General features: G+C 69.0%; 21 protein-coding genes. 15 read left to right on the forward strand and 6 right to left on the reverse strand.

Going from position 1 to position 24,813, the window contains the following annotated elements:
- Position 1 precedes the first annotated feature (1 nt).
- From K3M35_RS00465 to K3M35_RS00495, 7 genes are all read left to right on the forward strand, one after another.
- Positions 2 to 2,035, forward strand: coding sequence for a cytochrome c oxidase assembly protein (locus tag K3M35_RS00465; RefSeq protein ID WP_037216483.1), 2,034 nt, complete (start codon positions 2 to 4; stop codon positions 2,033 to 2,035).
- Positions 2,036 to 2,125: 90 nt separating this feature from the next.
- Entirely contained in the window at positions 2,126 to 3,256 is a 1,131-nt protein-coding gene (locus K3M35_RS00470) for a lipase family protein (protein ID WP_374107745.1), read from the forward strand.
- 72 nt (positions 3,257 to 3,328) lie between these two features.
- Positions 3,329 to 5,002, forward strand: coding sequence for an energy-dependent translational throttle protein EttA (gene ettA, locus K3M35_RS00475; RefSeq protein ID WP_006551119.1), 1,674 nt, complete (start codon positions 3,329 to 3,331; stop codon positions 5,000 to 5,002).
- The gene (locus tag K3M35_RS00480; protein ID WP_019289031.1) at positions 4,995 to 5,417 is read left to right on the forward strand and encodes a thioesterase family protein; all 423 of its coding nucleotides are present in this window, start codon (positions 4,995 to 4,997) and stop codon (positions 5,415 to 5,417) included. Before ettA ends, K3M35_RS00480 begins: the two co-directional genes overlap by 8 nt.
- Positions 5,418 to 5,557: 140 nt before the next feature.
- The gene (locus K3M35_RS00485; RefSeq protein WP_220665855.1) at positions 5,558 to 10,366 is read left to right on the forward strand and encodes an NAD-glutamate dehydrogenase; all 4,809 of its coding nucleotides are present in this window, start codon (positions 5,558 to 5,560) and stop codon (positions 10,364 to 10,366) included.
- A gap of 3 nt (positions 10,367 to 10,369) precedes the next feature.
- On the forward strand, positions 10,370 to 10,804 hold the full coding sequence (locus tag K3M35_RS00490; protein ID WP_016691845.1) for a thioesterase family protein: 435 nt from the start codon (positions 10,370 to 10,372) through the stop codon (positions 10,802 to 10,804).
- Between the two features lie 28 nt (positions 10,805 to 10,832).
- Positions 10,833 to 11,528 (forward strand): hypothetical protein, encoded by a 696-nt coding sequence (locus tag K3M35_RS00495; protein WP_082921035.1) that lies wholly within the window; start codon positions 10,833 to 10,835, stop codon positions 11,526 to 11,528.
- Positions 11,529 to 11,535: 7 nt separating this feature from the next.
- Here K3M35_RS00495 and K3M35_RS00500 read toward each other — a convergent pair whose 3' ends face one another.
- A complete protein-coding gene (locus K3M35_RS00500; RefSeq protein ID WP_220665856.1) occupies positions 11,536 to 13,149 on the reverse strand; it encodes a glycoside hydrolase family 13 protein in 1,614 nt (537 codons plus the stop codon).
- 84 nt (positions 13,150 to 13,233) lie between these two features.
- Here K3M35_RS00500 and K3M35_RS00505 point away from each other — a divergent pair, with 84 nt between their 5' ends.
- The gene (locus tag K3M35_RS00505; RefSeq protein ID WP_064060711.1) at positions 13,234 to 13,653 is read left to right on the forward strand and encodes a cupin domain-containing protein; all 420 of its coding nucleotides are present in this window, start codon (positions 13,234 to 13,236) and stop codon (positions 13,651 to 13,653) included.
- Between the two features lie 16 nt (positions 13,654 to 13,669).
- On the opposite strand, the gene K3M35_RS00510 is transcribed toward K3M35_RS00505, so the two are convergent.
- On the reverse strand, positions 13,670 to 14,062 hold the full coding sequence (locus K3M35_RS00510) for a globin (protein WP_006551125.1): 393 nt from the start codon (positions 14,060 to 14,062) through the stop codon (positions 13,670 to 13,672).
- 186 nt (positions 14,063 to 14,248) lie between these two features.
- Here K3M35_RS00510 and K3M35_RS00515 point away from each other — a divergent pair, with 186 nt between their 5' ends.
- From K3M35_RS00515 to K3M35_RS00525, 3 genes are read left to right on the forward strand one after another with little or no spacing between them, the layout of a single operon-like run.
- Complete coding sequence (locus K3M35_RS00515) at positions 14,249 to 14,878, forward strand: HNH endonuclease (RefSeq protein ID WP_024100561.1); 630 nt, start codon at positions 14,249 to 14,251, stop codon at positions 14,876 to 14,878.
- A gap of 59 nt (positions 14,879 to 14,937) precedes the next feature.
- Positions 14,938 to 15,210, forward strand: coding sequence for a membrane protein (locus K3M35_RS00520; RefSeq protein ID WP_006551127.1), 273 nt, complete (start codon positions 14,938 to 14,940; stop codon positions 15,208 to 15,210).
- Positions 15,197 to 15,670 (forward strand): DUF5130 domain-containing protein, encoded by a 474-nt coding sequence (locus tag K3M35_RS00525; RefSeq protein ID WP_006551128.1) that lies wholly within the window; start codon positions 15,197 to 15,199, stop codon positions 15,668 to 15,670. Before K3M35_RS00520 ends, K3M35_RS00525 begins: the two co-directional genes overlap by 14 nt.
- Before the next feature lie 123 nt (positions 15,671 to 15,793).
- Here the strand turns inward: K3M35_RS00525 and pepN are convergent, their stop codons facing one another.
- A complete protein-coding gene (pepN, locus tag K3M35_RS00530; RefSeq protein WP_064060713.1) occupies positions 15,794 to 18,376 on the reverse strand; it encodes an aminopeptidase N in 2,583 nt (860 codons plus the stop codon).
- A gap of 63 nt (positions 18,377 to 18,439) precedes the next feature.
- The gene (locus K3M35_RS00535) at positions 18,440 to 19,681 is read right to left on the reverse strand and encodes an NAD(P)/FAD-dependent oxidoreductase (protein WP_024100563.1); all 1,242 of its coding nucleotides are present in this window, start codon (positions 19,679 to 19,681) and stop codon (positions 18,440 to 18,442) included.
- Between the two features lie 159 nt (positions 19,682 to 19,840).
- Here K3M35_RS00535 and K3M35_RS00540 point away from each other — a divergent pair, with 159 nt between their 5' ends.
- The 4 genes from K3M35_RS00540 (at position 19,841) to K3M35_RS00555 (ending at position 22,727) form a co-directional block, all read left to right on the forward strand.
- Positions 19,841 to 20,473: a DsbA family protein gene (locus K3M35_RS00540; protein ID WP_006551131.1), complete on the forward strand. Its 633-nt coding sequence runs from the start codon at positions 19,841 to 19,843 to the stop codon at positions 20,471 to 20,473.
- A gap of 37 nt (positions 20,474 to 20,510) precedes the next feature.
- Entirely contained in the window at positions 20,511 to 21,098 is a 588-nt protein-coding gene (locus tag K3M35_RS00545; protein ID WP_064062145.1) for a GNAT family N-acetyltransferase, read from the forward strand.
- A 348-nt stretch (positions 21,099 to 21,446) separates the two neighbouring features.
- Positions 21,447 to 21,926, forward strand: a complete 480-nt coding sequence (locus K3M35_RS00550) for a ribose-5-phosphate isomerase (protein ID WP_006551133.1) — start codon at positions 21,447 to 21,449, stop codon at positions 21,924 to 21,926.
- A gap of 3 nt (positions 21,927 to 21,929) precedes the next feature.
- Positions 21,930 to 22,727, forward strand: coding sequence for an Fpg/Nei family DNA glycosylase (locus K3M35_RS00555; protein ID WP_024100566.1), 798 nt, complete (start codon positions 21,930 to 21,932; stop codon positions 22,725 to 22,727).
- A 48-nt stretch (positions 22,728 to 22,775) separates the two neighbouring features.
- On the opposite strand, the gene K3M35_RS00560 is transcribed toward K3M35_RS00555, so the two are convergent.
- Both K3M35_RS00560 and K3M35_RS26575 read right to left on the reverse strand, forming a co-directional pair.
- On the reverse strand, positions 22,776 to 23,555 hold the full coding sequence (locus K3M35_RS00560) for a hypothetical protein (protein WP_064061830.1): 780 nt from the start codon (positions 23,553 to 23,555) through the stop codon (positions 22,776 to 22,778).
- 56 nt (positions 23,556 to 23,611) lie between these two features.
- Entirely contained in the window at positions 23,612 to 24,718 is a 1,107-nt protein-coding gene (locus tag K3M35_RS26575) for a wax ester/triacylglycerol synthase domain-containing protein (RefSeq protein ID WP_006551136.1), read from the reverse strand.
- Positions 24,719 to 24,813: the final 95 nt, after the last annotated feature.

Below are 24,813 nucleotides of genomic sequence, written 5' to 3' on the forward strand. Positions count from 1 at the left end.
CATGGCAACATCCGAGCTCGCGTCTCCCGCGCAGCCTCCGGCGCCCGCCCCCATGAGGGGAAACCCGCCGGCACTGCTGATTCTCTTCGGCCTCCTCGCCGCCCTCGTCGCGGCGTTCGCGGTCGGACTGTCCGCTGCGCAGGCTCTGGTGTTGCTCGGCATCCCCGATCCCGGTCCGCTCACCACCTACGGTCTCCCGGCGGTCCGCGCGATCTCCGAGATCGCGACGGTCATCACGATCGGCTCGCTGTTCTTCGCCGCCTTCCTCGTGCCCCCGCAGCGGAGCGGGGTACTCGACGTCGGCGGTTATCGCGCCGTGCGGACGGCGGGCGTCGCGGCGACGGTGTGGGCCGTGACAGCGGCGCTGATGGTGCCGCTGACCTTGTCCGACACTTCCGGCAGTCCGCTGAGTGAGGCCATCCGTCCGGAGAACCTGTTCTCGGCGCTCGGTCAGGTGGAGGTCGCGCTGGCCTGGGCCTGGACGACCGTGCTCGCGCTGATCACCGCGCTGCTGACCCGACTCGCAGTGCGCTGGTCGTGGACGCCGTATCTGTTGCTGCTGTCGTTCGTCGCCCTCATGCCGATCGCCCTGACCGGGCACTCCTCGTCGGGTGGTTCGCACGATATGGCGACCAACAGCCTCGTGCTGCACCTCGGCGCGGCGTCCGTCTGGGCCGGCGGGTTGTTCGCGCTGCTCGCCCATTCGATGCGGGGAGGGGAGCACACCGATGTCGCCGCCCGGCGGTTCTCCTTCGTCGCCGGACTCGCGTTCGTCGTGATGGCTGTCAGCGGCGTGATCAACGCCGCGGTCCGCATGTCGTTCGACGACCTGACGACCACCACCTACGGCGGGTTGCTGCTCGCGAAGACCGTCGCGCTGATCCTGCTCGGCATCTTCGGCTGGGCTCAGCGACGCCGGGCGCTTCCGGCCCTCGAAGCCGACCCCACGAGCCGGTCCGCGCTCGTGCGGTTCACCCTCGTCGAAGCGTTCGTCCTCGCCGCGACCATCGGCCTGGCCGTGGGACTCGGCCGCACGCCCCCGCCGCCGCCGGCCTCGGTACCGACGATCCAGGAGGTCGAGCTCGGCTACCAGCTCGACGTACCGCCGTCGTTCGTGAGCCTGTTCTTCGGCCAGTGGCGCTTCGACCTGATCTTCGGCACGGCTGCTCTCGTGTTCGCCGCCGCCTACGCCATCGGTCTGTGGACGCTGCGCAAGCGCGGCGACTCGTGGCCGGTCGGCCGGTCGATCGCCTGGTTCTCGGGTTGCTTCGTGCTGTTCGTCGCCACCAGTTCGGGCGTCGGCATGTACTCCCCGGCGATGTTCAGCGTGCACATGGGCGCGCACATGGCTCTGTCGATGCTCGCCCCGGTGCTCCTTGCGCTCGGCGGGGCGATGACCCTCGCCCTGCGTGCGTTCAAGCCGGCCGGCCGCAACGCCCCTCCCGGACCGCGCGAATGGATCCTCGAGTTCCTGCACAGCCCGCTGTCGCGCTTCTTCACGCATCCGATCGTCGCATCGGTGATGTTCGTCGGCGGTTTCTACGCGTTGTATCTCGGAGGGATCTTCACCGCGTTCATCGACAGTCACACCGCCCACGTCCTGATGAACCTGCACTTCCTGCTCAGCGGCTACCTGTTCTACTGGGTGGTGATCGGCGTCGACCCGTCGCCACGCGACCTGCAGCCCGTGACGAAGCTGGCGATGGTCTTCGGCTCGCTCCCGTTCCACGCCTTCTTCGGCGTGACCCTCATGAGCATGGGCACGGTGATGGCCGAGAGCTACTACCGCGGCCTGGCACTACCGTGGAACTACGACCTGTTCTCCGATCAGAAGGTCGGCGGCAGCATCGCATGGTCGGCCGGCGAGATCCCGCTCGTGCTCGTGATGCTCGCCCTGCTCGTCCAGTGGTCGCGCAGCGACCGGCGCACGGCGCGACGTGTCGACCGGGCCGCCGAACGCGACGACGACGCCGATCTCGCGGCACACAACGCGATGTTCGCCGAGCTGGCGCGCCGCGACCGCGAAGGCCGCTAGCCGCGCCGATCCGACGTGCACATCCTGTCGCGCCGCGGCGAATCGGACGAATACGGACGCCGCGGCCGGACGGTCCGTATCGTCCTCGGCGTGACCCGTACCACGCACGTCCCCGCCCTGCTGCTCGCCGGTGCTCTGGCACTGCTGACGACCGTCGTGTCACCTCCCGCGGTGGGCGCGAACCCGGCGCCGGGAAAGGTTGTCGAGGTCGCCACGCTCGACCCGGAATCGTCCCTGCCCGGGGCGTCCTCGGCTCGCGTCCTCGCCTACACCACGCAGTGGCGCGACGGCACCCCGACCACGGCGACCGGGGCACTGTTCGTCCCTCCCGGCACGCCTCCCGAGGGCGGGTGGCCCGTCGTCGCATGGGCCCACGGGACCGTCGGTCTCGACGATTCGTGCGCGCCCTCGCGGTTGCCGCGCACACCGCGCGACACTGCCTATCTCGACCACTGGCTCGGGCAGGGCTATGCCGTCGTGGCAGCCGACTATCCGGGCCTCGGGTCGGGCGGGCTGCACCGCTATCTGGACGGGCAGAGCGCCGCGAACAGCGTCATCGACATCGTGCGGGCGGGACGCGCTGTCGAACCGTCGCTGTCCGACCGCTGGGTCGTGATCGGCCAGTCGCAGGGTGGGCACACCGGTCTACACACCGCGCACGCTGCGACCTCCCGCGCGCCCGAACTGGACTTTCGCGGGACACTCACGACCGGCGCCCCGTCCAACCTCGAGTACCTGTTCCCGCTCGGATTCCCGGGCTTCCCCGATCTCGGTCTCGACGGGCTCACGGCGTTCGCCGCCTACATCTTCGCGGGTCTGCGCGACGCCGATCCTTCCCTGGACGTCGACGGATACCTCACTCCCCTCGGTCGCGAGGTGGTCGACGCCGCCGAGCGACTCTGTTACGACGAGCTGATGGACCGCTACGGCGAGGTCGGCATCGGTGAGGTCCTTGCCCGTCCGCTGAGCGACGACCGGTTCCGCGCCGCCTTCACCGACTATGTCGCGGTGCCGACCCGTGGTTACGACCGGCCACTGTTCCTCGCGCAGGGTCTGCGCGATACGACGGTGCCCGCGCCGCTCGCGTTCGAACTGATCGGGGACCTGTGGGCCGGGGGCGCGAACGCGCAGTTCCGGACGTACCCGACGGGGCATTCGGAGACGATGTTCGCGTCGCTGCCCGACACGACAGGCTTCGTCGCGGAGCTGCTGCGGCGCTGACGCGGGCGCGGCCCGGGCATCCCGTGGTCGCACGATGTGGGTTATCGACCGTCGACCGATACGCTGGTGGTCATGGCGGAGTTCATTTACACGATGAAGAAGGTGCGCAAGGCGCACGGTGACAAGGTCATCCTCGATGACGTCACCATGAGCTTCTACCACGGCGCGAAGATCGGCGTCGTCGGACCCAACGGCGCGGGCAAGTCGTCGATTCTCAAGATCATGGCCGGGCTCGATCAGCCCAGCAACGGCGAGGCCTTCCTCGATCCGGAGGCCACCGTCGGCATCCTCCAGCAGGAGCCGCCCCTCAACGAGGAGAAGACGGTCCGGGAGAACGTCGAGGAGGGCCTCGGCGAGATCAAGGTCAAGCTCGACCGGTTCAACGAGATCGCCGAGCTCATGGCCACCGACTACTCCGACGAGCTGATGGAGGAGATGGGCAAGCTCCAGGAGGAGCTCGACCACGCCAACGCGTGGGATCTCGACTCGCAGCTCGAGCAGGCCATGGACGCACTGCGCTGCCCTCCGCCGGACGAGCCCGTCACCCACCTCTCCGGTGGTGAGCGCCGCCGTGTCGCGCTGTGCAAGCTGCTGCTGAGCAAGCCCGACCTGCTGCTCCTCGACGAGCCGACCAACCACCTCGACGCCGAGTCGGTGCTGTGGCTCGAGCAGTTCCTCGCCTCCTATCCGGGCGCCGTGCTGGCCGTCACCCACGACCGGTACTTCCTCGATCACGTCGCGCAGTGGATCTGCGAGGTCGACCGCGGCAAGCTGCATCCCTACGAGGGCAACTACTCCACCTACCTGGAGAAGAAGGCCGAGCGTCTCGAGGTCCAGGGCAAGAAGGACCAGAAGCTGCAGAAGCGGCTCCGCGAGGAACTCGAGTGGGTCCGCTCCGGTGCCAAGGCACGGCAGACGAAGAACAAGGCGCGTCTGGCCCGCTACGAGGAGATGGCAGCCGAGGCCGAGAAGTACCGCAAGCTCGACTTCGAGGAGATCCAGATCCCGACGCCGCCGCGTCTGGGCAACGTCGTTGTCGAGGTCGAGCACCTCGACAAGGGCTTCGACGGCCGTGTCCTGATCAAGGACCTGTCGTTCACGCTGCCGCGCAACGGCATCGTCGGTGTCATCGGTCCCAACGGCGTCGGCAAGACCACGCTGTTCAAGACCATCGTCGGTCTCGAGGAGCCCGACAGCGGCACCGTCAAGGTGGGCGACACGGTCAAGCTGAGTTACGTCGACCAGAACCGCGCGAACATCGACCCGAAGAAGACGGTCTTCGAGGTGGTCTCCGACGGTCTCGACTTCATCGAGGTCGGGCAGAACGAGATGCCGTCGCGCGCGTACGTGAGCGCGTTCGGGTTCAAGGGTCCCGACCAGCAGAAGCCGGCCGGTGTGCTCTCCGGTGGTGAGCGCAACCGCCTGAACCTGGCGCTCACGCTCAAGGAGGGCGGCAACCTGATCCTCCTCGACGAGCCGACCAACGACCTCGACGTCGAGACCCTGTCGTCGCTCGAGAACGCGCTGCAGCAGTTCCCGGGTTGCGCCGTCGTGATCTCCCACGACCGCTGGTTCCTCGACCGCACCTGTACCCACATCCTGGCGTGGGAGGGCAACGTCGAAGAAGGCAAGTGGTTCTGGTTCGAGGGCAACTTCGAGGCCTACGAGGCGAACAAGATCGAGCGTCTCGGAGCCGATGCGGCACGTCCGCACCGCGTCACGCACCGGAAGCTCACGCGTGACTGAGCGCAACGGCCACCGGCCCTACCGGTGCCCGGTCGAGGTGCGCTGGGGCGACTCCGATCGGCTCGGGCACGTCAACAACGCCAAGGTCGTGGAATACCTGCAGGAAGGGCGCATCAAGTTCTTCCGGAGCGAGCTGCCGGCCCGCGATGCCGTCGTGCTCCGGAAGATGGACGTCGAGTTCCTGCGTCCGATCAAGGATTCCTCGGCGCCGATCGAGGTCGAGACGACGGTGCTTCGTCTCGGCACGAGCTCGTTCACGGTGCGTCAGACGATCCTCGACCGGGACGGCGTGGTGTGCGCGGTCGCCGACACCGTGCTCGTCGGCTTCGATCCCGAGACCGACACGTCGCAGCCGTTGACAGACGAGGTACGGGCGGTGCTCGACCGGCACCGCGCCGTCACGCCCACCGGCTGAGCGGGTACATCCTGTCGACCGGCCCGGCTGTTACCGGACCCGCCGGTTCCGACCCCCCGATTGCGCGCCGCGGATAGGCTCGATCACGAGTCCGTCCGCGGCGCGCGGTGTATCCGCCCGACAGAGCAGGAAGGGTGTCGATGGCCGATCCGGCTGTGGTGCAGACAAATGCAACGGACAGCGATGCCTCTCCCGAGGCGGTCCTCGAGCGGATCTATCAGGGCTCCGGAGAGTTCACCACGGACCACGGCGCGGCCGCGTTCGAGCACGTCCGTCTCGGTCGTCGCCGCGCACCGGGCACCGCTGTCGTCGGTGTGCGCCGCACCGAGGGCATGGGTGTCGCCGTACAGATCGTCACCGACGACATGCCGCTGCTCGTCGAATCGGTGCTGGCACTGCTGTCCCGGCTGGGTGTCTCGGTGGCGACGGTCATCCACCCCGTCCTGTCTGCGCGCCGCACCGCCGAGGGCGACCTCGAGCGCCTGGCCGACGAAGGCGGACGGGCCTCGGGTGGAGTCGCCGAATCGTGGATGCACATCGAGTTGCGCGGGCCCGTCGACGACGAATCGCTCGAGGAGATCGATCACGGCCTGCGGCGCGTACTGTCCGATGTGCGGCAGGTGGCGTCGGACTCCGGGAAGATGCACGCCCTGCAGCGCGACCTCGCGGACGCGCTCGACGGCCTGGCCGCCGATCCGCCGGCGCACTACACGGCCGACGAGCTCACCGAGACCGCCGAACTGCTGCGCTGGTTGAGCGGCGGGAACTTCACCCTTCTCGGCTACCGGCGCTACGACTTCGTTCCCGACGGCGGCGACGACAACGTGCGCGCGACGCCCGTGCCCGGCAGCGGCAGGGGAGTGCTGCGCACCGATGCCTCGGTCGCGGACCCGCTCGACCTGCCCGGTGAGGTCGGCACGTGCCGCCGCCCGCTGCTCGTGCTCACTCAGGGCGCGCTTCCCGCCACCGTGCACCGTTCCGTCTATCCGTACTTCGTCGGCGTCGCCCGGCTCGACGCCGACGGCGCGCTCGTCGGGGAGGATCGTTTCCTCGGTGTCCTCACCGTGACCGCTCTGCACGAGAACATCCTCGACATCCCCGTGGTCTCGCGCCGGGTGCGGGAGGTCGTCGCGCGGGCGCGGGTCGAGCTGTCGTCCTACAGCGGCCAGGCGATGCTCGAGATCATGCAGACGGTGCCCCGCGCGGAACTGTTCTCCATGGACACCGACACCCTCTACGAGACCGTCACGGCGGTGGTCGACATCCGCAGGCAGGTGCGGTTGTTCGTCCGCGTCGACACCTACGGGCGGTACATCTCGTGCCTCGTCTACCTGCCGCGCGACCGCTACACGACGAAGGTGCGCGTGGCGATCCAGGACATCCTGTTGCGCGAGTTCGGTGGCGGCGTACTCGACTACACCGCGCGGGTCTCCGAACGTGACCTCGCGTTGCTGCACGTGACGATCCGTTTCTCCGGGCGCGCACGTCGCGAGGTGGACACCTCCGAGGAGAACCGCCTGCGGATCCAGGCGATGCTCGCGGAAGTGACCCGCAACTGGGCCGATCGGCTCGGTGAGGCGGCGGCCGCGACCGGCGATCTCGATCCGTTGCTGGTGCAGCGGTACGCCGAGGTCGTGCCCGAGGCGTACAAGGAGGACTTCGGCTCCGAACGTGCCCTGGACGACCTGCGGCGTCTGGAAGCGCTCGACTCCGGCGATCTCGACACGCACCTGTACCGTCCGGGTTCCGACGATCCGTTGTCGTTGCGTTTCACCCTGTACATCGCCGACGAGACGGTCACCCTCGGCCGGATCCTCCCGGTGTTGCAGAGCCTCGGCGTCGAGGTCGTCGACGAGCGGCCCTACCGGCTGCCGCGATCGGACGGAATCGAGTGCGGGATATACGATTTTGGACTCTGTCTGCCCGAGGACATCGAGCACGGCATCGTGGAGGCCGATCCGACCCTGGCGGATCGTCTCACCGACACCTTCACCGTGGCCTGGCGGGGGGCGGTCGAGACCGACCGGTTCAACCAGCTCGTGCTGCGCGCCGGGCTCACCTGGAAGCAGGTCGTGCTTCTCCGCGCCTACGCGAAGTACTTGCGCCAGACCGAATTTCCGTACAGCCAGTACAACATCGAAGGTGTGCTGCTCGGCGCCCCCCACACCGCGGCGCTGCTCGTCGGGCTGTTCGAGTCCCGATTCGATCCGGAGAACGCCTCCGCCGAACGCGAACAGCAGATCGCCGAGGAACTCACGACGACGATCGCAGAGGTGACCGCCCTGGCCACCGACCGCATCCTCCGGGGACTGTTCTCGTTGATCCGTGCGACCCTGCGCACCAACTTCTACGTGGCCGGCGGTATCGGGCACGAGCGCCCGGACGGCCGGGCGTTGTCGCTCAAGTTCGATCCGCGACGGATCGCCGAACTACCCCAGCCGCGACCGGCTTTCGAGGTGTTCGTCTACGCCCCGGGCGTCGAGGGCGTCCACATGCGGTTCGGTCCCGTCGCCCGCGGTGGTCTGCGCTGGTCCGACCGCCGGGAGGACTTCCGCACGGAGGTGCTCGGCCTGGCCAAGGCGCAGGCCGTGAAGAACGCGGTGATCGTGCCCGTGGGTGCGAAGGGCGGCTTCGTCGTCAAGCACGCCCCGCGTCCGACCGGTGACGCCGAGGCGGACCGGCGCGCCGTCCGCGAGCGTGGCGAGCGGTGCTACCGGTGCTTCATCGCCGGTCTGCTCGACATCACCGACAACCTCGACGCCGCCCGCAACGACACGGTCCCGCCGCAGCGGGTCGTGCGTCACGACAACGACGACCCGTATCTCGTGGTGGCCGCGGACAAGGGCACCGCGTCATTCTCCGACCTCGCGAATTCCGTTGCGGCGGAATACGGCTACTGGCTCGGCGACGCGTTCGCGTCAGGTGGCTCCGCCGGTTACGACCACAAGGAGATGGGCATCACCGCGCGCGGTGCATGGGAGAGCGTCCGGCGTCACTTCCGCGAACTCGGATCCGACCCGCAGGCGGACGATTTCACCGTCGTCGGCATCGGTGACATGAGCGGTGACGTCTTCGGCAACGGCATGCTGCTCAGCCGGCACATCCGGCTCGTCGCGGCCTTCGACCATCGGCACATCTTCCTCGATCCCGATCCCGATCCGGAGCGGTCGTTCGAGGAGCGGCGCCGGTTGTTCGAACTGCCGCGGTCGTCGTGGAAGGACTACTCGACCGAACTCGTCTCGGCCGGGGGCGGGGTGTGGGACCGGACGGCCAAGTCGGTGCCCGTCGGTCCCGAGGTGCGTGCGGTGCTCGACCTGCCCGACGACGTCACCGCACTCCCACCGCCCGAACTGATCCGCGCGATCCTGCGCGCACCCGTCGACCTGTTGTGGAACGGCGGTGTCGGCACCTACGTGAAGGCGTCGACGGAAACCCATGCGGATGTGGGGGACAAGAGCAACGACGGCGTGCGCGTCGACGGGCAGGAACTGCGTGCCCGGGTCGTGGGCGAGGGCGGCAATCTCGGTGTCACGCAACGCGGCCGCATCGAGTTCGCGCGCGCCGGCGGAAAGATCAACACCGACGCGATCGACAACTCGGCCGGCGTCGACAGCTCCGACCACGAGGTCAATATCAAGATTCTCCTCGACGCTATGGTGACCGCCGGCGAACTCGCGGCGGAGGACCGCAATCCGCTGCTCGCGTCGATGACCGACGACGTCGCCGAACTCGTTCTCGCCGACAACATCTCGCAGAACGCCGTGCTCGGACTCGAGCGGGCCGTCGCGCCGTCCCTGCTGGGGGTGCACCGTCGGATGCTCGCAGCCCTGGAACTCGATCGTGGACTCGACCGCGGCCTCGAGGCCCTGCCCGACGAGGCCGAGTTCGATCGTCGTGAAGCGGCGGGGGAGGGATTGACGTCGCCGGAGCTGGCGCAGCTCCTCGCCCACGTCAAGCTCGCCCTCGTCGACGACCTGCTGGCCACGGACCTGCCCGACAATGAGACCTTCGCGTCGATCCTGCCCGCCTACTTCCCGCCCGCTCTGCGCGAGCGGTTCCGGGCCGGAATCCGGGCGCATCCGCTGCGTCGGCAGATCGTTGCGACCATGCTGGCCAACACCACGGTCGACAACGGCGGCCCCACCTACGTCTACCGGCTCGCCGAGGAGGCCGGGGCGACGGCGACCGACGCCATCCGCGCCTACACCGCCGTTACCACCATCTTCGGGCTACCGGCCCTGTGGGACGAGATCCGGGCCGCCGGGCTGCCTGTCGACATCGAGGACGACCTGCTGCTCGAATCCCGCCGCGTGCTCGACCGGGCGTCGCGCCGGCTCCTCGCCACGCGACCGCAGCCCCTCGCGGTCGGTGCCGAGATCAGCCGTTACCGCGATGCCTTCGCGCGTCTCGCACCGCGGGTCGCGGACTGGATGCGCGGGCACCACGCCGAGGACTTCCTTCGTCGTACCCGCCCGCTCCTCGAACGAGGAGCACCGGAGGAGCTCACGGGCGTCGTCTTCCGGCTCCTCGACCAGTTCCCGCTGCTCGACGTCATCGACATCGCCGACATAGAGCAGCGCGACGAGGCGGAGGTCGCCGATCTCTACTACGCCCTCGACGCGCGTCTCGGCGTCGACCGCCTGCTCACGGCGGTCTCCGGTCTCGAGCGGGGCGACCGCTGGCATTCGCTGGCACGCCTCGCGCTGCGCGAAGACCTGTACGGCTCGTTGCGGTCGCTCGTCCTCGACGTGCTCGCCGGCGCCGAACCCGGGGAGTCGACCGAGGAGATGATCGAGGACTGGGAGTCGTCCAACGGCTCCAAACTCGTCCGTGCGAGGGCGGCGCTCGACGAGATATTCGCGTCTGGAAGTCTGGACCTCGCCACCCTCTCGGTGGCGGCACGACAGATCAGGGGCATGGTGCGCACGCGCGCATCCGATCGGAGGTAACGAGTGAGCGGTGCGGGCGAACAGTTCGGTTTCCACACCGAGGTGATGGTGCGGTGGTCCGACATGGACGTCTTCCAGCACATCAATCACGCGCGGATGGTCACCCTCCTCGAGGAAGCACGGATCCCGTGGCTGTTCGCAGACGGTCGCCCCACCCGCGATCTGCGTGAAGGCGCCGTCATCGCCGACCTCCACGTCCGCTACCGCGGGCAGTTGCGCCACGACGACGGTCCGCTCGACGTGCTGATGTGGACCGAGAAGGTGCGGGCCGTCGACTTCACGATCGGGTACGAGGTGCGGCCGGGCGGTGCCCCGGTCGACTCGGCGCCGGCGGTGGTCGCGTCCACCCAGATCGCGGCGTTCGACATCGAGACCCAGCGACTGCGCCGGCTCAGCGACGACGAACGCGAGTTCCTGCGTCAGTGGCAACGAAACTGACGGTGGCACCGCAATTGACGAGGCCGACGTGACCGACGACCGGATCCGACGTGCAGAGCGCCTCCTGACGCTCGCCGACCCCGACGACAGCGTCGACCTCGCCGCATTCCTGGCCCGGGCCGCGCGTCTCGACGAGGCTGCCGTGGTGCGGTTGCGCCGCCGCGGCGACGGATTGCTCGGTGTGTGGACACGCACCGGTTTCGAGGTGCTCGCCGGACGCGTCGTCCGCGGAACCGTGGCTCCGGCCGACACCTGCGTGGCCGCCGAGTCGCTGCGGGCCGCGCTCCTCGCCGGGTCCGAACCGCGCACCGAGGTCGACCCGGGCTGGGCGATGGATTCCGCCTGGCGCGGCGCACTTCCACCCGACGACGGCTACGTCCACGTCGACGACGTGCCGGCACGGATCCTCGTCGCACTCGCGCAACGCGGCGTCGCGCTCACCCGCGAGCATGGCGCGCAGGGACCGCCGGCGTCGTTGCTCGCCCAAGAGGTTCTCGAGGTGAGCGGTGCCGGGACGACCGTGGGTGTGCCGATGCGCATGGTGTTCGCGCTCGGTGCGATGGGCTTCGTGCCGGGTGCCGGTCGTGACAGCGTCGACTCGACGGGTATCGATCCCGCCGAGGTGGTCCGGGTCCGGGCGTCCGCCACCTGGATGCGCCTCGACGCCCGCTTCGGGTCGGTCTATCTGCGCCGCGGCGGGGGGCTCGGTCTGAGCGTCCTCTGAGGGAGCCTCACGCCAACCAGGCGGCGGTGTCCGGTGGCAGTGCGTGTCCGGTGAGCGGCGCACTCGCGAGCAGCACCTCGCCGGGAGGCAGATCGACCGCGACGTCGCCGGCGTTGAGAACACAGGTCAGGCCGTCGGAACGGCGGAAGGCCAGGCACCCCGCCGGGCTTCCGTACCAGCCGATCCCACCGCCCTCGGATCGCCTTCGCTCCGTACGGATCTCGATCGCCTGGCGGTACAGCGAGAGCGTCGAGCCCGCATCCTCGAGTTGCTTCTCAACGGTGAGCGCCGACCACTCCGGCGGCTGGGGCAGCCACGCGGACCCGGCGGAGGTGAACCCGAAGGGCGGTGTTTCGCCCTCCCACGGCAGCGGCACGCGGCATCCGTCGCGTCCGCGTTCGGTGTGGCCGGATCGCTCCCAGACCGGATCCTGCAGCACCTCGTCGGGCAGGTCGACGTTCGGCAACCCCAGTTCGGCACCGTTGTAAACGAACACTGCTCCCGGGAGCGCGAGGGCGACGAGGATCATCGCGCGTGCCCGCGCGAGCCCGACCTCACCGCCTCCGTACCGAGTGACCTCACGGTCGACGTCGTGGTTCGACAGCGTCCACGTCGGTGAGGCATGCACCGACGTCACCGCCGCCAGGCCCTTCTCGATCGCGTCGCGGACGGCGTCGGCGTCCCAGTCCGACAGCGTCAGGTGGAAGTCGAAAGCGAGATGCAGTTCGTCCGGGCGCAGGTACTCGGCGAACCGTTCGTGGTCGTCGACCCAGATCTCACCGATCGCCACCGAGTCCGGATACTCGTCGAAGACTCGCCGGATGCGGCGGTGGATGTCGTGCACCTCGGGATTGTTGAACCGAGGGTCGGCGGGGGAGTGCCCGAGCAGTTCGTTGGTCTCCCACCCCTCGTGGTCGGGAAGATCTGCGGGCTTGGCCATCCCGTGGGCCACGTCGATCCGGAAACCGTCCACGCCCCGGTCCAGCCAGAACCGCAGGGTCTTGTCGAGGTCCTCGACGACCTCCTCGTCGTCCCAGTTCAGATCGGGCTGCCCGGGAGCGAAGACGTGCAGATACCACTGACCGGGCGTGCCGTCGGGTTCGGTGATGCGGGTCCAGGCCGGCCCGCCGAAGACGCTCGGCCAGTTGTTCGGTGGTGCGCTGCCGTCCGGTTCGCGCCCGTCGCGGAAGTGGAAGCGCCGGCGTTCACGGCTGCCCGGCCCGGCTTCGAGCGCGGCCCGGAACCAGCGGTGCTCGACGCTGACGTGGTTCGGCACGAGGTCCATCACCACCCGGATGCCGCGCGCGTGGGCGTCGGCGACCAGCGCTTCGAGATCGGCAATGTCCCCGAACAGCGGGTCGATGTCGCGAGGATCGGAGACGTCGTAGCCGTGATCGGCCATCGGTGAACGCATCACCGGGTTGAGCCAGATCGCGTCGACACCGAGCAGTTCGAGATAGCCGAGGCGGCTGCGCACCCCCGCGAGGTCGCCGATGCCGTCACCGTTCGCATCGACGAACGAGCGGGGATAGACCTGGTAGAAGACAGCGTTGCGCCACCACGGAACCGTCGGGTCGCCTCGTCCGGAGGTCGGTGCTGCGGGGTGGGCCACGGGACTCATCGTGTCAGACGACAGGGCGAAAGGCAGGGCGAACGTGGCCGCGGCCGTTCCGTCCGGGCCTGCCCGCATGATAGGACGAACGGCATGAATACGACATCGATCGTCGCGGTTCGGTTGGACGACGTGGAGCTGCGCGACGACCCGATCGACCCTGCGTGGATCCGCGAGGGCGCGCCCGTGGCGCGCAGCGGTCAGTGGGCGACCAGCGCCGACCGCACCACCACCACACACGTGTGGGACTGCACGGCCGGTCGCTTCGACTGGCATTTCGGCGTCGACGAGATTGTTCACATCGTGGAGGGCTCGGTCATCGTCTCGTCCGCAGACTCCGAGCCGCGCACCTTGCGTGCCGGGGACGCGGCGATCTTCCGAGCCGGGACCACCGCTCTGTGGGAGGTCCCCGAATACGTGCGCAAGCACGCCGTCCTGCGTCGTCACCTGTCGCCGGCGGCGCGGTTCACCCAGAAGGTGGAGGACCGCCTGCGCCGGATTCTGGGCCGCTGAGCTGCGCCGACCTCGGTCAGATGGGGGAATTCATCATCGAGTCGGCCGCCATGTTCATGTAGTCGACGAGCTGCCGGCGGTGCTCGTCGTCGAGCGTCTTCTCGTCGATCGATGCGATCGCGGTGTGCATGCAGCGCAACCAGGCGTCGCGCTCGAGCGGCCCGATCCGGAAGGGATGATGACGCATGCGCAGCCGCGGGTGGCCCCGCTCCTCGGAGTAGGTGCGCGGGCCGCCCCAGTACTGCTCGAGGAACATCCGCATGCGTCGTTCGGCCGGACCGAGATCCTCCTCGGGATACAGGGGCCGGACGATCTCGTCCCGTGCGATCTCCTCGTAGAACCGTGCAGTGAGCCGGCGGAACGTCTCGGCGCCACCGACCGCCTCGTAGAAGGTCTGCTCGTCACTCATCTGTATTCGTTCACCGTCCCTCTCGACCGTCCATTGTGCCCGCTCCCGACCGCACACCGCCCGACGAGCCGTGCCGGGCGGGACCGTCACCGGATGTTCACCGGCCCGACCTGGACCGGTCCGCTGATTTGGGGTGCGATTCGGGAGCATCCGTGGTCCACTGTTCCCAGTCTTTTCGGAGGTCGTATGAAGCACAGCAGCAGCTCGCATCGACAACTCCCGCCCGCGGACGCCCCTGCAGGGGTGCCGGGGGCTACCACACTGCGCGTGGTGCACGACAGCACCGCGACGGTACCCGACTGGTTGAAACGTCGAGTGTTGCTGCTCAACGCCACCTACGAGCCACTCACGGCCCTGCCCGCTCGCAGGGCCGTGGTCCTGATGGCCGGGGGCAAGGCCGATACCGTGCACGACGATCCGCTCGCCCCGCTGGTGCGGTCGGCAGAATGGTCCGTGCAGCTGCCATCGGTGATCCGTCTGCGCAACTATGTACGCGTTCCGTATCACGCGCGGGTGCCGCTCACCCGGGCCGCGCTCATGCACCGCGACCTGAACCGGTGCGCCTACTGCGGGGGCAAGGCCGAGACGATCGACCACGTCGTGCCGCGCAGCCGAGGCGGCGAGCACACCTGGGAGAACTGCGTCGCATGCTGCGCGCCGTGCAACCACCGCAAGGCCGACAAGCTGCTCACCGAACTCGGATGGACCCTGCGTGTGGTGCCGAATCCGCCCAAGGGCCGGCACTGGCGCCTGCTCGCCACCCTGCCCGAGTTGCACCCCACCTGGCTGCCCTATCTGGGGGAGGGCGCGGCCTGATCGGGCCGTTCTCCGGGGCATATGAGGCCTTTCGGGCCCGGCTGGGCTAACGTTTGGCTGTGAGCATTCTCGAGACAACCCTGATCTTCGTCGGCATCCCGCTGCTGATCGTCTTGGTCTTCGGTGGGCTGTCCTTCGTCCTGAGCAAGTACCCGGGCTCCACGCCGTCGGACGACCCGTACACGCTCGACCGGAAATGGGAGCACGGACCGCTCCTGTGGACCGCGACCGACGAATCGACCCATCCCTGGAAATACCCGCATCATGGTCACGGTCATGCCGCTCTGACCTCGGCGGAGCTGATCGGAGGTACCGCAAGTGGCAAGTGGTGACGTGATCCAGCGTCCGGTCGTCGCGCCGGAGAACCTGCCGCACGGTGCGGCACTCACCGCGAGCGGACGCATCTCCGCCGTGCGCGGTCTCGGTCAGGCCTTCACGGGTGCGCCCTTCAAGGACCGCGACCTCATCACCCTCGACGACACGCTCACGCACGCGACGCGGATCACCAATGTGCGGTTCACCGTCTACATCGGTGACGACGAGAATCCGGCCGCGGCGACCGACGCCCTGCTGCCGACGACGCCGGACGCCGACAACTCGGTCCTCGTCGCCGTCTTCCCGAACCAGCGGAGCATCGAGATCCGCTCGGGTCGCACCGCCGCCGACCGCGCCACCGACCGGGTGCTGCAGCTCGGCGTGACCGCGGCCGTGTCGTCCTTCGGCCAGGGGAATCTGCTCGACGGCATCACCAGTGCCGTCCGCGTCATCGCGAACGCCATGGTCGCTCCCTAGTCCGGAGCCCACGACCATCTGTGGCCCGCTGCCACTCCGCGAAGGAGAGGCGGCGGGCCACAGTCGTCTCATGTGGGCGTCTCATGTGGGCACCGCCCACGGTCGTTCGGTGAGGTCGTCGCGTCAGGACGCGTCGAACGCGCGTGCCTTCAACGAGCGCACGACCCCGGCACGACCCTCGACGACGAGCCGGCGCAGCGCCGGCGGATGGTCGCCGGCGAGGAACTCGTCTGCCGCAGCCACCGACTGCTCACTGATCGACCACGACGGGTAGAGCCCGATCACGACGGTCTGCGCGACCTCGCTCGAACGGCGCTCCCACACTCCCGGCACCTCCGCGAAGTACCGCGCGACGTACGGCTCGAGCAATTCGCCCTGACCGGCCGGGGCGAAACCGCCGATCACGGCGCGCGCCGTGATGTTCGGGACGCTGTCGTCGTGCACGACGGTCTGCCACACCTGCTCCTTGACGGCCTCCTGCGGACGGGCCGCGCGGGCGGCCGCCGCCTGGCGGGCACCCGCGGCCGTCGGGTCGCGTTCGGCCTCCGCGTCGATGAACGGCGACTCCACGCCCTCGCCGTCGACCTCACCCGCCGCGGCGAGCGCCTGGACGATCCGCCAGCGCAGATCGGTGTCGACCGTCAGCCCGGGCAGGCCGACCGTCGCCGGATCGGCGCCCAGCAGCTCCTCGAGCACCTCGGTGTGCCAGGGAGACAGGTACGCGGTGGTCAGCGCGTTGACGAACGCGAGCTGATGGTCGGAGCCGGCGACGGACTCGCGGGCGAGCTCGAGCAGACGGTTGGCGAAGTCCGCCCGGCCCTGCTCCGCGGCCCAGGACGGGTCGGCGTAGCTCTCCAGCGCGGTGTGCGCCTGCATGAGCAGACGCTGGACGACACCGACCTCGGTCTCGGCGGCGATACCGCGCTGCACGAGGGCGACGAAATCGCGCGCCTTCATCTCGGCCTGACGGGTCATCTCCCACGCCGCCGACCACACCAGGGTGCGCGGCAGCGACTCGGCGATGTCGCCGACCCGGTCTATGACGGTCGCGAGCGACTCCTCGTCGAGCCGCACCGAGCAGTACGTCAGGTCGTCGTCGTTGACGAGGACGAACGCGCCGCGCGGCACGCCCACCAGATCGGGGACCTCGGTGCGCTCGGCGGCGTCGACGTCGATCTCCACGCGGTGCGTGCGGACGAGCTTGCCGGAGCCGTCGTCGTCGTACACACCGATCGCGAGGCGGTGCACGCGGAACTCACCGGCGCCGGGCTGGGCACCTTCCTGCACCACCGCGAAACGCGTGAAGTGTCCCTGGTCGTCGACCTCGAAGTCCGGTCGCAGGATGTTCAGGCCGGTGGTCTTGAGCCACTGGGCACCCCAGTCCGACAGGTCGCGGCCGGAGGCCTTCTCCAGCGCGGCGAGCAGGTCGTCGAAGGTGGCGTTGCCGTAGGCGTGGTCGCGGAAGTACTCGCGCAGACCGGCGAGGAAGGGCTCCTGCCCCACATAGGCGACGAGCTGCTTGAGCACCGACGCGCCCTTGGCGTAGGTGATGCCGTCGAAGTTGACCTCGACCGCGGCGAGGTCGGGGATGTCGGCGGCGATCGGGTGCGTCGACGGCAGCTGGTCCTGCCGGTAGGCCCACGACTTCTCGACGTTCGCGAAGGTCGTCCACGCGTTGGTGTACTCGGTGGCCGAGGCCTGGCACAGCACCGACGCGAACGTCGCGAACGACTCGTTGAGCCACAGGTCGTCCCACCAGCGCATAGTGACGAGGTCGCCGAACCACATGTGCGCCATCTCGTGCAGGACGGTCTCGGCGCGGCGCTCGTAGGAGTAGCGGGTGACCTTGGACCGGAAGACGTAGTCCTCCAGGAAGGTCACCGCTCCGGCGTTCTCCATCGCCCCGGCGTTGAACTCGGGCACGAACAGCTGGTCGTACTTGCCGAAGGCGTAGGGGATCCCGAAGTTGGCGTGGTAGAAGCCGAAGCCCTGTTTGGTCTCGGTGAACAGCCGGTCGGCGTCCATGTACTCCGCGAGCGACGCTCGGCAGAAGATGCGCAGCGGGATGGTGCCGTGCTCGTCGGTGTACTCGTCGGACCACACGGCATACGGACCGGCGATGAGCGCGACGAGATAGGTGCTCATCCGCGGGGTGGTGCGGAAGATGTGCAGACCCGGCTGCGCGGCCGCCGTCTGTACGGTGTCGGCGTTGGAGATCACGGCCCAGTCCTGCGGCGCGGTGACCTGCAGGTCGAAGGTGGCCTTGAGATCGGGCTGGTCGAAGCACGCGAACATCCGCTTGGCGTCGGCCGTTTCGAACTGCGAGTACAGGTACACCGCGTCGTCGGTGGGGTCGACGAACCGGTGCAGGCCCTCGCCGGTGTTCGTGTACAGGCAGTCGGCGTCGACGACGAGTTCGTTGTGAGCGGCGAGCCCGGTAAGGGCGATGCCGGTCTCCTCGGAGTATCCGGACACGTCGACGGGGTCGCCGTTGAGGGTCGCCGAATGCACGGTCTTCGCGATGAGGTCGATGAACGTCGAGGCTCCCTCGGTCGCGTCGAATCGCACGGTGGTCACCGATCGGAAGGTCGTGGTGCCCGGCGCGCCGGCACCGTCGGTGAGATCCAGTTCGATGCTGTAGTTGTCGACGGACAGGATCGCGGCCCGTTCGGCGGCCTGCTCGCGGGTCAGATTCGGTGGTGCCACGGGAGAACTCCTTCTCACGACGGAATGTCGGTCGGCGTCCATCCCATCATGATCGGCGAACCCTCACGGAGCGACGTCGGACAACGGCACCGTGGTGTCCGTCAGCCGGCCGACGTCGACGGGCCGCCCGGAGGCGATGAGTGCGCGGAGGTCGTCCCCGGCATCCCAGATGTTGACGTTCATCCCCGCCCGGACCCGCTGCTCGTCGTCGAGCCAGAACGCGAGGAACTGCCGTCCCGGCACGTCGCCGCGGGTGACCACCCGCGCGTCGCGGGGCGCGAGCCCGACATACTCCATGCCAAGGTCGTACTGGTCGGTGAAGAAATATGGGAGCCGGTCGTAGGTCGCCTCACGTCCGAGCATCGTCGCGGCCGCGACGGCCGGCTGGTTCAGGGCGTTCGCCCAGTGTTCGACGCGCACACGGGTGCCGAGCAGCGGATGCTCCGCCGACGCGATGTCGCCGACGGCGACGATGTCCGGGTCGCTCGTCCGCAGCGATGCGTCGACGAGCACGCCGTCGTCCACCGCGAGTCCGGCGTCGCGGGCCAGCTCGATGTTCGGGCGCGCCCCGACCGCGACGAGCACGGCGTCGGCGGGCACCACACTGTCGTCGCCGAACCGGATGCCGCTCGCGCGACCGTCGTAGGCGACGATCTCGCGCACCGAGGTGTTCGTCCGCAGATCGACACCGTGCGCGCGGTGCAGGTCGGCGAACACCGCACCCATCTCCTCGCCGAGGGCACCGGACAGGGGTTGCTTCGCGGTCTCCGCGACCACCACGCCCGCGCCCCGGTCGCGGGCGTTCGCGGCGATCTCCATGCCGATCCATCCCGCGCCGATGACGGCCAGCCATCCCGCGTGGTCGGTCTCGCCCTGGATCGCGGTGAGCAGCGCATCGGAGTCCTCGATGGTGCGCATGACGTACACGCGTTCGGCGTCGGCTCCGGGAATCGGGACCGTGCGGGGCGTCGAGCCCGTGGCGAGCGCGAGCTTGTCGTAGTGGAGCGTCGACCCGTCGGGCAGCGTCACCGTGTGGGCGGCCGGATCGATCGCGGTGACCTTCGTGCCGAGCAGCAGTTCGACGCGGTGGTCGCGGTACCAGTCGCCGTCGTGCACCGTGAAGTCGGCGAGTTGCTTGCGTCCGGCGAAGTAGTCCTTCGACAACGGCGGTCGCTCATAGGGCAGGTGCTCCTCCGCGCCGATGAGCAGGATGCGCCCGGGAAAGTCGCGGGCGCGCAGTTCCTCTGCCAGCTTGGCGCCGGCCAGACCCGCGCCGACGATCAGAAACGTTTCCTCACCCGACATCGTGGTGCCTCCGCTGTGATGCGTGCCGGACCTGCTTCCCGGCTCCGACGTTACGGCTACCGCCCGCACTACGGCCCGGTTCAGGAAGAATCGTCGACGGGGCCGTGTTGAACATGCTTGTAGTTGTCCGGCCCGTACGAACTCTTGTGAGGAGATCTCTTGAGCGACCTGACCGCCGCGTCCTCGACCGGCAAGGACATCGCCGACTTCTGGTTCGATCCGTTGTGCCCGTGGTGCTGGATCACCTCGCGCTGGATCCTCGAGGTCACGAAGGTGCGCGACATCGAGGCGCGTTTCCACGTCATGAGCCTGGCCGTGCTGAACGAGGGGCGCGACCTGCCGGAGGAGTACGCCGAGCTGATGACGAAAGCCTGGGGCCCGGTGCGCGTCGCGATCGCTGCGGCGCAGAAGTACGGCGACGACATCCTCTCCCCGCTGTACACGGCGATGGGCACCCGCATCCACAACGAGGGCAACAAGGACTTCGCGGACGTGATCGCCGCGTCGCTCGCCGAACTCGACCTCGACGCCTCGCTGGCCGAGGCCGCCGACAGCGACGCCTACGACGAGGCTCTGCGCACGAGCCATCACGCCGGCATGGACAAGGTGGGCCAGGACGTCGGTACCCCGACGATCCATGTCAACGGCATCGCCTTCTTCGGGCCCGTCCTGTCGAAGATCCCGCGCGGGGAAGAGGCCGGCAAGGTATGGGACGGTGTGGTTGCCCTCGCGTCCTACCCGCACTTCTTCGAGCTCAAGCGCAGCCGCGACGAGGAGCCCGACTTCTCCTGACCGGGCACCGCCGTGGCGCTCGGTAGAGTGCAACGGCGTGTCGAACGATCATGTGGTCCGGCCGGCGACGGTGCACGATGTCGAGAAGGCGACGGCAACGCTCGGACGAGCGTTCCGCGACTATCCGTTCACCCGCTACACCGTCGACGGCCGGGACCACGAGACCCGGGTCCGCGACCTCCAAGGGCTCTTCCTCGCCGAGATCGGCATGCGCTGCGGCGAGGTATGGGTCTCCGACGACGTCGACGCCGTGGCCGTCTGGACGACGCCCGGCTCCACCGGACTCGAGGAGGCGTTCACGTCCGTCTCCGATCGGGTGACGGAGCTGCGGGGTGATCGTGCCCGCGCCGCCGAACTGGCCGAGCAGGCCACCGCGGAACTGCAACCGAGCGAGCCAGGGTGGTTCCTGGCCACGGTGGGCGTCGATCCCGCCTCGCAGGGGCGCGGCCTGGGACGGGCCGTCCTCGAACCAGGACTTCGCGCGGCCGAGCGGCAGGGGGTCGCGGCCTGTCTGGAGACCTCCTCGGAGGCGAACGTCGCGCTCTACGAACGTCTCGGATTCGTCGTTACCGCTGTCGTGGAGCTGCCGGACGGCGGCCCGAAGGTCTGGGCGATGCGCCGCTGACCTGCCGGGGCGGGGTTCGCCACGCTCGCGACCGAAGGTCGCAACGCTCCGCCGTACAGACTTGTGCTCACTCCGAATTCGATTCTCGGCTTCGGGTCGGGCGCGGACTACCGTGATGCATCACGGCTCGCGGCCTCCGGACTGCCAGCGGCACCCACCCGCCGCGCTACGGTGCCCTCTGACCCGCCCCCGGCGTGGTGCCCTCTGACCCGCCCCCGGCGTGGTGCCCTCTGACCCGCCCCCGGCGTGGTGCCCTCTGACCCGCCCCGGCGGGGTGTGCTCCGACCCGCCCCTCGCACGGCGAACGGCGCCTGCGGGCGAGCGGACGAGTCTCGTTAGACTCGGCCCATGCGCGTTTACCTGGGAGCCGACCACGCGGGCTTCGAACGGAAGAATGAGATCATCGAGCACCTGAAGAAGAACGGCCATGAGCCGATCGACTGCGGTGCGTTCGAGTACGACGCCCTCGACGACTACCCGGCCTTCTGCATCGAGGCTGCTCGGCGCACCGTCGCCGACGAGGGCAGCCTCGGTATCGTGCTCGGTGGCAGCGGTAACGGCGAGCAGATCGCCGCCAACAAGGTGCGAGGTGCGCGCTGCGCCCTCGCCTGGAGCGTCGACACCGCCAAGCTTGCGCGCGAGCACAACAACGCGCAGCTCATCGGCATCGGTGGCCGCATGCACAGCCTCGAGGAGACCCTCGCGATCGTCGACGCCTTCCTGTCGACCGAGTGGTCGAACGAGGAGCGTCACCAGCGCCGTATCGACATCCTCGCCGAGTACGAGAAGACCGGCGAGGCTCCGGCAGTTCCCGGCGCACCTGCCTGATCCGTGCCCGAAGGACACATCCTGCACCGGCTTGCCCGGCTGCACCACGAGTGGTACTCGGGTGCGCCGGTGCGGGTGTCCAGTCCGCAGGGGCGGTTCGCCGACGGTGCCGCCGCCGTGGACGGGCGCGTCCTGACCCACGCGGACGCGTGGGGCAAGCATCTCTTCCACCACTACGAGGGCGGTCTCGCCGTCCACGTGCACCTCGGTATCTACGGTGAGTTCACCGACCGCGAGTTGCCGCTCGGCGAACCGGTCGGACAGGTGCGGATGCGGATGATCGGCGCGCGCCACGGCAGCGACCTGCGTGGTCCGGCGGCGTGCGAGGTGCTCACCCCCGGCGAGGTCGAGGCGATCGAGGCCCGGCTCGGTCCAGACCCGCTGCGACCCGACGCCGATCCCGAGCGGGCATGGCGCCGTATCGGCAGATCACGCACCGCGATCGGCGCGTTGCTCATGAACCAGGCCGTCATCGCCGGCGTCGGCAACGTCTACCGCGCAGAAGTGCTCTTCCGTCACGGCATCCATCCGGAACGTCCGGGAAACAAGCTGTCCCGCAGAGAGTTCGACGCGATCTGGGCCGACCTCGTCGAACTGATGAACGTCGGTGTGGAGCACGGGCGCATGCACGTCGTGCGACCCGAACACGACCACGGCGCACCGGCCTACGCCAAGAACAGGCCCCGGACGTACGTCTACCGCCGTGCCGGCGAACCCTGCCGGATCTGCGGGACTCCCGTTCTGCACTCGGTCATGCAGGCGCGGAACCTGTTCTGGTGCCCGGTCTGTCAGCCGAGCTGACCCGACTCAGCTGACCCGACTCAGCAGATCCGACTCAGCAGATCCGACTCAGAAATCGAAGCCCCCGAAATCGAATCCGCCGCCGTCTCCGCCACCGAAGTCGTCACCGCCTCCGTACTCGTCGCCCCCGCCGTACTCGTCACCACCGCCGAAGTCGTCGCCGGCACCTGTCTCCGCCGACGGATCACCGACACCGGATTCGAATGCCTGCGCGTCGTAGGGGACACCGGCCATCCCGGCGAACATCGTCGAGAAGAGCAGCATCGAGCCGACGCCCCACGCGCCCGCGACCAGGGCGGGCTTCCACCACGGCTCCGAATACCAGCCCGCAGGGACAGGCCGGCCCGCGACGCGGCCGCCGGGGTAGTAGTTCGGCGTCGCGGAGGACGGTGACGGCGACGCGGCGATGGTGCGGCCCTCGAAGTCGACGGTGCGCTTCTCGGTGACCTCGCCGGCGGACTTCTGTCCGTCGAGCGTTGGGATCTCCGGCCCCGGGTCCATGCCCATCGCCAGGCGCGCAGCTCGGATGTAGTACAGACCTTCGAGCGCGGTCTGTTTCGCGAGACGCGCCTGCATCGGCGAGTTCGCCTGCTCGATCTGGGAGCCGGCGGCGGTGAAGCGCTCGGAGGCGTCCGCCAGCGCCTGACGCGAGGCGTCGTCGGTGCCGGTCAGGTTGTAGATCTGGCCGCCGAGACGCTCGATCGCCTGCCGTGCGTCGGCCTTGGCGTCGTCGAGGGTGACGGTGCGGTGACGGGTGGTGCTCTTCTGGGAGCGGGAGACGAAGTACACCACGGCACCGATGGCGGCGAGGATGAGCAGAAGTTCCACGGCCCGATCCTTCCGGTGGGGGAGGGTCCTGTCCTCCAGCGTACCGACGCGGGGAGTCACTCCCCGAGGACCGCGCGCATCCCTTCCTGCAGGCACGAATCGAACGAATCGCGGTTGGGGACGACCGTGGGGTCCACCGCCAGGCCCATGCAGCAGGTGTCGCGATAGGACATCGCCGACGCGGTCATCATCGCGCCGTCGGCCGCACCGAAGCCGTAGTACCGCTCGATCTTCGCGCCGCCGACGTAGAGCGGCGCGTGGGAACCGGGGAGCGTGGACACCACCACGTCCCGCGGACCGACGGCGATGTCGGAGTGTGCTCCGGCGGAGGACGGGAACGAGATGTCGATGCGTCGCATGAGATCGACCGTGTCCATCGCGTGGATGTCCGCCTCGTCCTCGGGTGCCATAGGCACCGCCCCGCCGTCCGGCCCGGGGACGACGACACGCAGATCGTCGATCGAGCGGCCGTGCCGCCGCCGGTACTCGCTGCACGCGAGGAGCATCGCAGTGGAGAACCCGCTCGACACGCGGCAGCCCGCGCGTTCGCAGGCGTGACGCAGGGCGGCGAGATCCGCGTCGAGTACGTGCAGTCGCGGCGCGCGGGGTGCGGGCTCCTCGTGGTCGCCGGTGCGTCCGAGCAGGGCGTTGATCAATCCGGTGCCCAGCGAGGTGAACATGTGCGCCGCGGTGCGGAACGACTCGACGCCCTGTTCGGACACCGATCTCGCCCACGACAACATGGACTCGGACTGACCGGGTGAGGGTGCCGAGCCGAGATGCCGGAGCCGGATCACCAGCGCCGACTGGCCACCGCCGAGGCCGTCGAGCAAGGTCAGTTCCCAGCGCGGGTGCCGGAGACCCGAGGGGTCGGGGGCCGTGCGGGCGTAGGCGAGTACCTCCTCGAAAGTCGCCGGGGCGGGCAGGGCGACCCGCTCGAGATGCCACGGCGGATCCGAGTCGGGATGCCCGGCGCGGCGCGGCGGATCGAGCCCGAACGGCAGTTCCACCACCCGGTGCCGGAAACTGGGCGACTCGTGGTTGCCGGGCGCGAGCACGGCGGCGACCCGATCCCAGTCGGGGGTGGCATCGAGAAGGACCGCGGCGACGACGGAGGAGCCGGGAGAGAGGGCCCGGGGGAGGTCGTCGGAGGTGTCCTTCACAAGAGGGACGGTCTCATATCGTGAACGACGCACACCCCTGCTTGACTCTCGCTTTGCACTATCGAGTCGAAAAGGTGACACGTCGTTGCTGGATT

It is taken from the genome of Rhodococcus sp. DMU2021 (genome assembly GCF_019641445.1).
GTDB lineage: Bacteria > Actinomycetota > Actinomycetes > Mycobacteriales > Mycobacteriaceae > Rhodococcus > Rhodococcus pyridinivorans.